Annotated in this window: 7 protein-coding genes; 1 reads left to right on the forward strand and 6 read right to left on the reverse strand. The window is 59.1% G+C overall.

What is annotated here, in order from left to right; all coding sequences use genetic code 11:
- Positions 1-44: 44 nt before the first annotated feature.
- The 4 genes from AYJ57_RS17845 to AYJ57_RS17860 form a co-directional block, all read right to left on the reverse strand.
- A complete protein-coding gene (locus AYJ57_RS17845) occupies positions 45-467 on the reverse strand; it encodes a hypothetical protein (protein ID WP_066109145.1) in 423 nt (140 codons plus the stop codon).
- A gap of 342 nt (positions 468-809) precedes the next feature.
- Positions 810-3,020, reverse strand: coding sequence for a Mu transposase C-terminal domain-containing protein (locus AYJ57_RS17850; protein ID WP_066109148.1), 2,211 nt, complete (start codon positions 3,018-3,020; stop codon positions 810-812).
- On the reverse strand, positions 3,020-3,763 hold the full coding sequence (locus AYJ57_RS17855; protein ID WP_157374239.1) for a hypothetical protein: 744 nt from the start codon (positions 3,761-3,763) through the stop codon (positions 3,020-3,022). Before AYJ57_RS17855 ends, AYJ57_RS17850 begins: the two co-directional genes overlap by 1 nt.
- Positions 3,764-5,094: 1,331 nt before the next feature.
- Entirely contained in the window at positions 5,095-8,007 is a 2,913-nt protein-coding gene (locus AYJ57_RS17860; protein WP_066109154.1) for a hypothetical protein, read from the reverse strand.
- Between the two features lie 535 nt (positions 8,008-8,542).
- On the opposite strand from AYJ57_RS17860, the gene AYJ57_RS17865 reads away from it, so the two are divergent.
- Positions 8,543-10,777 carry a choice-of-anchor F family protein gene (locus AYJ57_RS17865; RefSeq protein ID WP_193789534.1) on the forward strand — a complete coding sequence of 745 codons (2,235 nt, stop codon included), beginning with the start codon at positions 8,543-8,545 and terminating at the stop codon, positions 10,775-10,777.
- A gap of 82 nt (positions 10,778-10,859) precedes the next feature.
- Here AYJ57_RS17865 and AYJ57_RS17870 read toward each other — a convergent pair whose 3' ends face one another.
- Positions 10,860-11,129, reverse strand: coding sequence for a hypothetical protein (locus tag AYJ57_RS17870; protein ID WP_066109160.1), 270 nt, complete (start codon positions 11,127-11,129; stop codon positions 10,860-10,862).
- A 474-nt stretch (positions 11,130-11,603) separates the two neighbouring features.
- Positions 11,604-12,361 (reverse strand): IS5 family transposase gene (locus AYJ57_RS25570; protein WP_157374241.1). Its coding sequence is split into 2 segments (ribosomal slippage): positions 11,604-12,040 and positions 12,040-12,361, totalling 759 coding nucleotides; the frame shifts between segments, so codons are not numbered across the junction.
- Positions 12,362-12,489 lie beyond the last annotated feature (128 nt).

Here is a 12,489-nt window from a genome sequence, read left to right on the forward strand (position 1 = left end):
CGGTATCCTCGTGTCGTTGAAAGGTGGGTTCCGTGGGCGCGGGTTCAGGCTGCTTCCCGGTCGTCAGCCGCAACCGCAACCGCGAGCGCCAAGGCGTCCATTTCGTCGTCCAGTTCCCCGATCTCGACGAGCAGGTCGAAGAGACTGTCCGCCAGCAGGCAGATGTCTTCGACGTCCCGGCTGCCCGGATCGAGGAACTGCCAGAGGGCTTCGTCGGTTTCCGGATCGCCGAACACCGGATCGAGAGAGATCAGCCGGTGGAGGTCGATCAGCCGGCGCCGTGTGGCGCGCTGCAGCTTGGTCGTCGTTCGGAGGTCGGACATGATCCGGAGCACGCTGGCCTTGCCGGCGTCGCCCTCCAGCAGCTTGGCGGCATTGCAGAGCGCCTCGCCATGTTGCGAGAGATGTGCGCAGGCCGCGGCGTGTTGCGGGTCGGTGGACAGGGGCGTCGGTAGGGTGCGCAGCATGGGAATCCTCCTGTGAGCTGTGCTGAGCCATTCGTGGCAGTTTCAAGCCTGTCCGCCGGTGTCCTCCTTCGCTGAGCCTCTCGGTGTCATGGGCGCGGCCCATGTGCTGTCGTTGCATGAACAAGATTGGCCACCCTCGCCAATCACGAAGAAAAAAACATTGAACGTGCCGAACTTTTTCGGTGCATCTGGCGGGCGGCATCTTTGAGCCGTCAAGCCGCAGCAGGCGCGTAGATGGCAAGCCGCTGCGACCAGTGGGGTCACACGCAGATCGCCGGCAAGAAAAAAGCCCCCGCAGTCAATGACGACTGCGGGGGCTTCCAAGGGGCGCGTTGTGACGTATTACTTGTCCTCGATGGACCAGTCATCGTCCGGGTTGGGGAAGCCGTAGCAACCGGCCTTGTCCGTGGAGGCGGTTGCGGCAGCCGAAGAGCGTCCGGAGCGCGGGTGGCCGGTGGGCAAATCCATGCCCATGCCATCGTCGCCGGACGGCACGATGGGGTCGCGCGGGGAGTCCTCGATCTGGAAACCGATCAGCATGTTTTCACTGAGCGACTGGAGGCGCTCCGCCGAGTAGTCCGGCACGAACACTTTCTGGCTGACCAACGCGTTGCCATTCATTGCCACGATGTGATCCATGGTCTTGGCGATGATCTCTTCGCTGACCTTGGCCTCTGCCGCCCGCGATGCACGGATTTCGCGCTCGGTCATAAGCCATGTCTGCGCACACCGACCCCGAAAACACGCCAGCACCGAGGGAATCTCGACCCACGTTCCGTCCAGTTCCACGGCGATCGCACCGAGATCCTCGGAGTACCAGCGGACGCGGACCTCTGTCTTTCGGGTATGCATGAACCAGTGTGCGAGTGCCTCGGAGTGATAGCGAACGCCCAGGATGGAGATGCCTTTCTTCGTCACGGTGTATTCCTTCCGCGTTCCCAGCGCCAGGCGGCGACGTTCCAAACTGGGCATCGGGGCGACCCCGTATTTCTCGACCAGCCGGTTCCAGCAATTCAGGGGCGTTTCCCCACCAAGCCCGGCGTGCGGGCGGCGGTGATAGACGTCCACCACCCAGCGGACCAGGGCCTCGCTAAGCTCTTCAGAAGTCAGCGCCGCGCGCCCCTCGGAGTCGTAGTCGCCCTTTACCACGGTGTTGCTGAAGGTCCGGCCCGTGAAACGCGAGATGAAACTGCTGGCCAAGGTGCCGAACATCCGTTCAATGGTGCCGCGGAACTCGGGCATGCCAGCGGGGCCGGCAATGATGTTGATGCCCAGATCGGTGGCCGCGGCACGGGTGTCGAAATCGGTGAACCCGGATCCGGCATCGGTGACGATGAGTTCGGGCGTTCCCGACATGCTCCAAGGGGTCAGTGTGCCGACGGCATCGGTCCAAATCCCTTTGTCGCGTACGATCATATCAATCGCCTGCACCGCGCTCCGGGAGCTTTCAGCGCGGGACAGCTTCAGCGCAAGGATGCACCGTGTCGTTGTGCAGATGGCCGCAGTCAGATACCAGCGAGTCTTTTTGCCGTCTTCCAAGCCGAAGGCCGCTTTCTCTTCGTCTGTGAGGATCGACCAGATCCCTGTCGTCGCCATGATCGTCTGGAGGTCAACCTTCCATGCGTCCATTTCCACCCGTTCGAGCGGCCTGGTCACGACCAGCCCCCTGCCCACCGGGGCAAATTTTTTGCGCGCCGCGTCGAGACCTTCGCGGGTAGCAACAACTTCGAAAGGGTCGAGCTTCTTGATTTCCCGCCGAATGGTTTCGCGAGACGGGAGTGCCAGGTAGGATGTCTTTTGCCCCGGTCGCTCGCCGTTCAGCTCCCTTTCGGTCAGCTCTTTGCGGCGTCGGTTTTCTGCGCGAAAGACGCGCTCGACGTCTTCAACAATACTCGCGATTGTGGGCTGTTCCAGAGACAAATAATTCCGGACCGTCTTGGTCAGGAGGCAGAGCTCGTCCGGGCCGATGCGCCGCGCCCGGCTGTTCTGAATATCCTGGCCGTAGAGTGCAGGCAGGCCATCTCGGCAATATGCGGCGACACGCTTCAGGAGCCTGCTTGCGCTGACCTTCTCGGGCGAAACCCTCGTGTTCCTGGCGACCTGTCCGTCATCAGACTCGCTGGGTACGGAGTAGTATTTCCCGGCCCGAAACTTGATCTCTTCGAGAGCGCGCTTGGTGGATGCGTCGGTGCGTTTGACCTTCCCCTCCTTTTCCAGCTCGAGAAACGCCAGCACGAGCGCCTCGTGATACTTAGCCTTGCGTTGGAGCCTCGGCGAGAGGGTCGACAATTCCCGGCTTTGCAGCCGAAGGCGTCGCTTCGCATTTTCGGGGAGGAAAAAGTCACGCTTGTGTTCGAGGGTCCCATCTGTCACGCATTGGGACAGGTAAGCATGGGAGAATTCCTCTGTGACGCCCGTGCCGTCGCGTCGGGTAAAGGTGCATGCGTGCGGGAAGCTATCTTCAACGCGATACGAAATGCCCTTGATGATCACGTCATCAAAATCGCCAAACGCGAAGCGCGGCAGTGTCGGGCTGGATTGGATATCGAGCATCAGGCAGCCCTCCGCATGACAAGACAGTCGTAGGCGACGCGAACGCGTCCCTGGAGTTCGAGTTCGCGAGAGCCGATGAGGCGCGCAATGGATCGAAAACCACGGCCTCCCAGACCCGTGTGGGCGATCAGGTCTTCGATCTTCGCGGCACCGTTCAGTCGACTGATTGTTTGGCGCATGATGGCGTCGGCCTCGATATCGGGTTGGCGGACCGCGTTGAACAGGGTCGCATTGAACACGTCGACCGGGTCCAGGTGCTTCTCGGTCAGCAGAGTCACACGGTCGGCGAACTCCGGAGGCACTTGGGCGGCGATTTCGGAGATTTCGGCTCGAAACTCCTCCTGCCCAAGTTTGTCGTCATACTTGACCATGATTGCCACGCGGCTGCCATCGACCATCGTCGCGCGGAAGTCGAAGAAATGCGTGTGCGTCGACCCGTCGTTTGCGACCCAGATGAAACCCACCTGGTTTTCCAGGCTGACAACGTCGGGGCGGGCCAGCAGCACAAGCCCAACAAGATTCTCGGTGAGGCTTTCCGTGTTCATGACAACGCCTGCGCCAGGTCCATAGACGAACGCGCAGGAGAAGTGCTTCTTGGCGCCCACCCCAGGGTTGCGATCGGTGACAGGGCGCGCGGGCAATGCGTCGTTGGCAGCCAAGTTGGCGGGGGCATCGTAGGCGCTATGAGGCATCACCCCTTGGGTCCACTCGATGTCGGTGTCGTTCCAGTCTTGGTCCATCATTGTTCCTTCTCTGCTATCGACCGAGCAGCGCCCGGTCTTGGAAGGAAATTGGTCGAGTGGAGAAATGACGGAGCAACTTTCTGAGAGAAATCTCGGAAAATTGGCTGTATAATGCGGAAGTATCTGAATTTAATAAATAAAATGTCTCATTTCTTTGAGGCAGTGGTTGGCCCGCTTACATGGATAGGAGCCTTCTCCGCCTAGAGGCTGCGCTTCCCAAGCCGATGCTGATGGGCGGCTTCTGCGCGAGGACCAGGCGAGCGTGCACCGATTTTTCAGGGAACCGGTTTTGGGCAGCGATCATTCGTTCCATCTCATACTCATGACGGACTCGCATGAAGATGCCTGTCGAAGAAGTCACGAAGAGCGAAATGAAAGGAGGATTCACCTATCCAGATGAGCTGGACGCTCGGAAAGAAGATTGCCGCCACTCAAAAATGCAGCGCGCTGCGGGGACATGATCTCTCCCCAAGGGTGGTGAAATCCGCTTGAACGGAAACATTCCCGTGCACTTGGATGGTGTCTTCATGATGCCCGTCTCAGAAGGTCGGTCACGACGACCTTCGATATCCCGGCCACCGACGGGAAAACTTGTCGAGCGCGGTGGCGCTCGTCGCCTTGTTCGATAGGAAATTCTGGCGCATGCGCCGCGATCATCCTGGGTGAGACACCGGCGCGGGGCTCATGCTGCGTCAGACCGATTGTCATGATGTTTGGATACCACAAGCACTTCCGTTCCCGGGAACGGAAGCCAAAGGCATTTGTCCCTGATGCGTGCGAAGCGGCGATAGGTCTGGCAATCGACGCGCTGCCTGAAATCATGTTTCTGCCAGAAGGAGTCAGCCAATGCCCGGATGCCACCACGCTTGAGTTTGGCACTGTGCGCCGGTCGATAGAGGCTGCCCAGCAGGCCCAGGGTACCGTATGCAGGCCTGGTCCCCATTGACCTAAAGTGCCACGTGGCCGACACCTTTCTCCAGACTGGGTACCTTTGTGAGCTCTCCGGAACCACGAACGGGTAAAAGGTCGACTGCCCTCAGATGATGCTTTGAGGTGGGGAGCGGCCCTTCGTTGTCATCCATGGCGACCACTGTAGCCTTCACCCAACCGGTCAATCATGCAAGCTGCAGCATTTTGGAAAGTCCGAGGTCGGCAGGGCGGACTTTCCGGACATCCGCTGCGCTTGCGTCACGAGGGCATCGGGTACCCGCGATTTGGGGTCTAGGACAGCATCCGGTTCCAAGGCACAATGCGATTCCGCATAGTGGAATAGTTTTCCTCTCGTCAGGGCGCCATATGAGCAGCGCCCTGCAAGTTTTCGCATCAAGTGGTCAGACGAATACCAAATCATCCACGCCCAATTCCGACGCCGTCAGAAGGCCAGCAGCCTCGAAGGCAAAACCGCTGACTTCTTCGGCCAAGTGAATGATCTCGCTATCAAGGCTCTTCTCTTCATGCGCTACGAAGAATGCTGTAGCTGCGAGACCATCATTCGCCAGGTCATCGAGTCGAAGGGTCGCGGGATCCGAGCCGCTGAAGCTTGAAAGCACGGCAGAGACAAGCGGTGCTGTTCCGATCTCCTCTTCAAAGGAGAATGGCGTAGGTGCATCTGTGACAGCTGTGCCCGTCTTGAAAGACTGCGCAGTCACGTCACCCCAATCGACGACCCCGGATGAGGAAGCAGCATCCAGCGCGGCCCAACCGATGACCTCGGACATGTGCCAGTCGTCGCTTTGACCTTCGGACTCCTGAATCGCAAAGCTGAATCCGGTCTCAGACACATCTTTTGAGCGAACAATCTCCCAGTGCGACCCGTTATCTGTCTGGATCTGCACGAGCAGGCTCGGGATATCCTCAAAGGCTTCTGCGAAAGCGACCTCATGGAATGTGTCGAGCGCCCCTTCCTCGAAGGTGGTTGTACCCACCTGCAAGAGTGAACCATCGTCGAGTTCCCAGACTCCTTCCTCCAGCGTCAGCAAGGTGACATCTTCACCGGTGTGCCAGCCGTCGTAGCCAAACGGTTCCTGCAGGTACAGGCTGGCGCCAGTCGAGGTGATCTCGGTGAACTCCACTGTCACCGCATCAGGCCCGTTCAGAGTCGCCGGGCTGGCGAAGACCACCGGATTCTCGAAAATGGCGCCGTCCTCGTAGGTGACGGCAAGGACATTGTGATCGAGCCCTACGATCTTCTGGACGGCTCCCATCGTTTCGCTGGGGAGATCGTCGTCGGATCCGTATTCGATTACCAGCTGCATGTCGAAGAGGTTGGCGGAGTCTTGGCGATCGCCTTTGAGGTAGATCGCCGTGTCGAAAAAGTCCTGCTCAAGGAGCACTCCATTCGGTGTGATCGCTGACAGGATCAGCCCGCTCGGCAGTGCGTCTCCTGCACCAAGCGTGCCATTGACCTCGGACCAGCCGTCATCAATAACGCCATCCCCATTCGCATCGATCAAGGTGGGATCAACTGTCATCCAGCCGGTGCTGTTAGCCAGCGGAGAGGGGCCTTCCCAGTCAAGAAGATTGAGCGTCGTGGTGGTGAGTTCACCGGTGTCATACTTGATATTGTCTGAGGTGAAGGGCGGCTCACTGTTGGGTTCCAGCGGGATTTCCAGACCCGGGAGGTCCTGGCCGAATTTGTTGGGCGTCAGGCGCCAGCGCGGGCCGGAAACCAGAGCTTCTTCGTCGTAGCCAGCCGCAGCGGCATCTTCGGGGCTCCTGAAGCTCTCGAAGACATTCGCATAGGGATCGTCGGGATACTTGTCATAGGACCATTCGAAAGGTTCGCGGTCGATCGTCGTGTACCAAGCCGGGGTGAACCCTTCCTCAAGGTCTTCGGTGGCAAAATCGAGGCCCGCGGCCCCCGACAGAGCGGCCAACGCCATGTCACGCAGGACGGTGCCGACCGGTGCGCCGGAGGCATCTTGATTGCGATATCCCACCAGCGCGCCATCTGCACTATAGACCGGCGTGCCGCCGGCTGTCATATCGATCTCGCCCTGGGCGTTGAGGATGAAATAACTCGGCAGGGCTGCGCCAGTGCCATCGTAGCTGTCGACCGGTGAGACCCAAAGCGTGTTGCTCGAGTCATCGGGATCGACGACCACATAGTAAGACGGCAGCCGACCAATCGCCGCCTCGTTTTCATAGTCTTCCGGACGGACCTGATCGTTGGGGTTGTTGGTGATATCATGGGTGATGATCAGTTCTGCCCGGGTGACTTCGAAGCCGCCTGAACCGTCTTCGAGGATGTCGGCGATCCCGTTGCCGTCGGTATCCGCGATCCATTCCTCGGGAAGCGCGAGATTGACCTCCATACGGATGTCATTGGGGCGCTTCACCGCCTCGCCCCAACGATAAAGCAACTTCCCGTCATCCTTGAGGGTGACCGAATAGTCCTGCCCGTAAGCGATGTTGTAGGTAACACTAGACTCGTTTGGCTCGAGCAGATCCGTGATGTCGGCGTCACCTCCATAGCCGTTAAGCTGGCTGTCAACCACGTCGACAGTCCCGTCCGCTCCAAGGTCCACGGCGCCGACGAGGATTGTCTCTACCGTGCCGTCGCCATCCTCATCAAAGTCCACCGCCGTCTTGGCGATGCGGTATGCGTCATTGGTGCCGTCGCGGTCGAAATCAATGTCGGTAAGCGTGGCGTCGAGCGCAGGATCGGGATCGTCGATGGCGCTTTGCAGGGCGTTCACCAGTTCCTTCACGTAGAGATCGTGAAGCGGTCCAGGCTCGAAGCTTCCGCCCACACCCGTCGGGCGCAAGTCGCGCATCTTCAGATCATTGTCCAGCGGACCGAGCGCATCCGGATCACCAGGGAAAAGCTGATCCGACAGCACCGAAGACATTGTGACGTAATGCTCTGTGGACGCCTTGACCGTTGTGCCTCCAAGGCCGAGCGACCATGTGCCCAGCGGAGCGCCAGACAGGAAGAGGTCCGTCTCTGCATCTCGCAGCGCGAGCCCCAGCAGAGCCCCGTCGGTATCGTAGATGTTGCCGGCGAACCCTTCGCCATAATCGCCATCGAGAACCTTCTCTTCGGCTCCGATGAAGTCGGTCACATAGAAGCCGAACTCGCTGTCGATGCCATAGAGCACGTTGCCGTCATGATCGACGTAAGGCGCGACGACTGCGCCAGCCGTGTCGAGGATGGACGGATCGTCCGGAAACTGAATGCCGGTAAATGTTGCGGTGAGATCGTTGATGGAAAACGTGTGAACAGGAGACAGGAAATTTGACATGCTTCTTCTCCTCCAATTCGGAAGTGCAATGTTGGGGGTGTGAAATGTGTGATGAAAGCCCTCCCCAGGCGAGCGGACCACAATTCACATTCCGCGGTCTTGATGTGTATCAACGAAATCCGTCAGACTCTGCGTGGACCCGCACTCTTGAAGCCTCCGCGCGTTCTGGCCCCGGAAGGGCCGAAGCCTCATTCGCCTCGAACAATGCCGGGCGCGCCTGAATGACGTTTTGGCGTGGGGTCCGTCCTTGAAAGCCAAGTACGACAGTGTGGCAGATTTGCTCGTTCCGGAACGAAGAAAGATACATTCCACTTTCACTATTTATCTTTACGCATTCCGATACTTGAATTTCAATGTCTGAGTTGAACCGCCTGAGCTATGGAGGCCCGAAAAGTTCTGGCTGAACCACGATAAGTTGCTGTAAAAAGTTGCCTTTTGGACTGTCCAATGCTCAGCTTTTCCCGCTACCGTCGTCCCCTTCTGGAACCGACTCGCGCCTTCCACCGATGCCTCAGGCAACATGATGGAGGGAACCGTGGGTACAATTGAGAAGCGTGCGAGCGCTGGGAAATGGGCAACTGTCGCGGTGTCTGCGCTATGCGCAGCGTGGAGCGCGCCGCTTTGGGCAGGCACGTTCGACGATGCACCCGTACTTGGCATCGATGGTGATGGCTATGTCTTCGCCGATCCCGCTGAAGGCATCCTCGAGCCGGGGATCAAGGCCGTCACCTCCGAGGTGAACGCTGACTATCCCAACACCTTCAATCCCAGCGGGATCGAGAACTGCCTCATGGCAAACAACCCCGATTTTGCATGCACAGCGGAGCCGGGTTCGGGAAAACGCATCAAGACACGCCTTACAGGCCGATCGGGCATGGACATCCGTCTCAGCACGCAAACCAGCGGCGGCATCACCGAGTATTTCCTTTACGGCAAGACCTCGAACCTGACCGGCGCCCGGGTCACGGGATTCGAGATCGAACTCGGTACCGGATCGGGCGACAACTTTACGCCGATGGACTCCAGCGATCCTGCCTACGCGGCGTTGTTCGACGAGGATTACAATCCTCGCTTCAACCTGCCCGACGGTTTGTTCGGGAGCGGTGGGCAGGAGGACGCTGGCACCGGTTTCTTTGACGACGCCCGCGCACAGATGAGCGTCGCGGTTGGAGAGGTGTTGCTCTCTGCCAACGATCTGAGCAACAGTTCCTATCAGGTTCTTTTTGGGGACGCGATGCTCGACGACAGGATGATCCCGGACGCCTACTTCTGGGATGCTTCTGCCACGACCCTCGCTTCGGACGAGCCCGTGCTGATCGCTTGGTACAACACGAGCAGCGGCACGTGGCTCTACGGGAACCTCGGCGTCGAGACGCCGACCGAAGAGGGCGTGGTCCCACTCTCGGACAGGCTCTCGGCCCTCGCAGACAGCCTTGGTATTGATGCGGCGGCGCTTGGCTACAGCGGCGGCGGAGACGTGATCCCCGACGAGGTTCTGGCGGCGATGCAAGCCAATGAGCTCTTCGAGGTCGACGTGATCGAAGACCTGAGGAACATGAACCTCAATTTCATCATCGATCTCGGCGACGTGGATGGCAGCGCGGTGACATTGCGCCTCACCCCGGTCTTCCCCGATATCGTTGCCGAAGCGCAGTCAGACTATCAGTTCGACGTTGCCTCAAATCTCGATATGGCCGCGAATGTGCCCTACCTCGACCTCGGGAATAGCACGACCTATCAGGAGGCGATCTCCAGCATTCTTGCGCTCGAGCCAGCAGACCAGGCCGAGGCCCTCGAACGCGTCGGCTTCAGTTTTCTGTCGGCCTTCAAGGCGCTCGGCTTTGAACTGGGCCGTAGCCAGATTCTCGCCTATGGCCATGCATCGTTCAACGGCGATGATGAAGAGCCAGTTCTGTCATCGCAGGGACAGCCCGCAACTTGGACGATGGGCGATGGCCTGTCAGGGTTCGTAGCGCTCAATGGGACCGAGGCGAGCTACGACACAACGTCCGACAGCATCGGCTATGACATAGGCATCTCTAGCCTCAGCGCTGGGATCGAGCAGCAACTGTCCGGGGATGCGTCTTTCGGCGTCATGCTTGGCGGCGTGAGAGGCACGGCGGACGCATACCACGGACGGGGCGAAATCGATGCTGACGGTATCTCCGTCTCTGCCTTCGGCCGAATGGGCTTTGGCGAGGGCGGCCTTGTGCAGGCGATCGTCGGCTACCAGGACCTGAGCTTTGAGAGTAAACGCAAGGTTATGGGGCAAACCGCCAACGGCGAGACCGAAGGTAGCCAGGTCTTCGGAGCACTCCAAGGCGAGTGGATGTTCAGCCAGCACGGCTATGCTTTCGGACCTACGGCGAGTTTAGAATTCTACGACCTGTCGGTGGCCAGCTTTAAGGAAAGCGGGGCCGGAGCGTGGAATCTCGACGTCGAGGATCAGTCCGGCACAATTCACCTCGCTTCGATAGGCATGCGCGGTGAATATCTCTTCGCGGGCGGCCCGAACGTCACGCGCCTGTCCGGAGCGCTAACATACAACTCGGCCGAGGGGGATGATGAGCTCGTCGACAGCGGCTTCATCGGCCTTCCGGCCACGGCGCTCTCGGTAAATGGCTTCGACGAAGAGTGGACGGAGCTCTCCGTCGGCTTCGCCACATCCCTAGGAGTTTCAGGCAGCGTAATACAGGGCGGCTACATCGGCTCTTTCGGTGATGAGTACGAAAGCCATGCCCTGCAGCTTGCGGTTCGGATGAGGTTCTGATCGCCGCTCAATGTCACAAAAAGGCCTGCGGCACATGAACCATGTGCCGCAGGCCATTTCACTACTGCGCAGGCGTTTCGGATCAGTTCTTACCTTGCCCTGCTTCCGTAGCACCCCCGGCCCTACCTGGCATCGATTTTCCAACCGTTTCGTCAAGCTTGCCGTGGGCGCTCTGTACCATATTCCCGCGCATCTCGTCCTGTCCGGGTGTGTCCAAGCTCTTGGCCTGGTTGGCATCATGATATTGCATGTTCAGCGTATCATCTCCGTCCGCCCATGGATTGGCATGGCCCGCATACAGTGGTGACACAGCCGTACCAACCAGGAATGTTCCAAGGATTAGGTATTTCATCTCGATTCCTTTCGATAATTTTCCGTCGCCTTCAGATATTGGTCTCCGCTCGCTCGCTCTGAATGAGGCAAGGTGACGCATTCCAGTATGTGAATGCGAATTGATGAAAATCCCCGCTTGATGCTGGTTCCGCGCAACATCGCGCACTCTGGGGAGGGTCGAAGGCCTTCGGTGTTTGATGCAATCAAACGCTGCAATGCTGGCAGCGAATAGGTTCGTCCTAGGAATTCCAGAAAGATTGGTGGAAGAAGCCTTTGCAGCAATGCAGCGATGAATGCACACTGCCATAAATTGAATGTCGTGAAAGGGCTCGGAGCGGGCTTGGGGTAGTGCAGCGAGCCGTAAACATGGTGGGCAGCAACGCCCGTCGCTAACGGCCCCAACAAGACTTTGACCGTGCCATAGGTTGCTGCACTGCAGCTTCCCAGAAGCTGACATTGACGAGCGGTGGCTAGGGTCAGGACTCGTTCTCTCTCAAAGCCAGAAGATTACGGTCGCAGCGAGTGCGATTGCTGAGAAGAAAGTTTGCGGGCAGCGGTCATAACGGGTCGCAACCCTTCTCCAGTCCTTGAGCCTGCCGAACATGATCTCGATCCGGTTGCGACGTTTGTATCTGCGCTTGTCATACCGGACGGGCGTCTTCCGTTTCTTCCGGCCCGGGATGCAAGGACGTATCTTCTTGTCTTGCAAGGCTTCTCTGAACCAATCGGCATCATAGCCACGATCTCCGAGCAGCCACTTCACGTTGGGCAACCCGCTGACCAGGGCACGCGCCCCGATGTAGTCGCTGACGGGTCCGGCAGTCAGGAACAGGTCGATGGGTCGGCCCTGGCTGTCGCAGATCGCGTGCAGCTTCGTATTCATGCCGCCTTTGGTTCGGCCAATCAGACGCCCACGCCCCCCTTTTTGACGCCCAGGCTGGACGCCGTACGATGGGCCTTCAGATGAGTTGCGTCGATCATCACGGTCGTCTCCTCACCGTGCTCGGCCGCCAACCCCGCCATGATCCGGGCGAAGACACCCCTGTCGCTCCAACGCTTCCAGCGGTTGTAGAGCGTCTTGTGCGGGCCGTATTCCCTCGGCGCATCTCGCCACCGCAAGCCATTGCGATTGATGAAGATAATCCCGCTCAGGACACGCCGATCATCAACCCTGGGCTTGCCGTGCGACTTGGGGAAGTAAGGCTCCAGACGCGCCATCTGCGCATCGCTCAACCAGAAAAGATCAGACATGTTCACCGCTCGTTTTCAAAGGGTGAATCACGCGCGCCCAACCAAATCAATGGGTCCTGACCCTAGGGGGCGAGCCGGAAGAGATAATCGTGTCTTGCACCAGCGAAGACGGGGCTCAGCACAAGCAT

The sequence above is a fragment of the Salipiger sp. CCB-MM3 genome, from assembly GCF_001687105.1.
Lineage (GTDB): Bacteria > Pseudomonadota > Alphaproteobacteria > Rhodobacterales > Rhodobacteraceae > Salipiger.

Excerpts from the sequence above, each read along its gene's own strand:
- AYJ57_RS17845 (WP_066109145.1), bottom strand. The coding sequence starts at position 467 with ATGCTGCGCACCCTACCGACGCCCCTGTCCACCGACCCGCAACACGCC.
- AYJ57_RS17850 (WP_066109148.1), bottom strand. The coding sequence starts at position 3,020 with ATGCTCGATATCCAATCCAGCCCGACACTGCCGCGCTTCGCGTTTGGC.
- AYJ57_RS17855 (WP_157374239.1), bottom strand. The coding sequence starts at position 3,763 with ATGATGGACCAAGACTGGAACGACACCGACATCGAGTGGACCCAAGGG.
- AYJ57_RS17860 (WP_066109154.1), bottom strand. The coding sequence starts at position 8,007 with ATGTCAAATTTCCTGTCTCCTGTTCACACGTTTTCCATCAACGATCTC.
- AYJ57_RS17870 (WP_066109160.1), bottom strand. The coding sequence starts at position 11,129 with ATGAAATACCTAATCCTTGGAACATTCCTGGTTGGTACGGCTGTGTCA.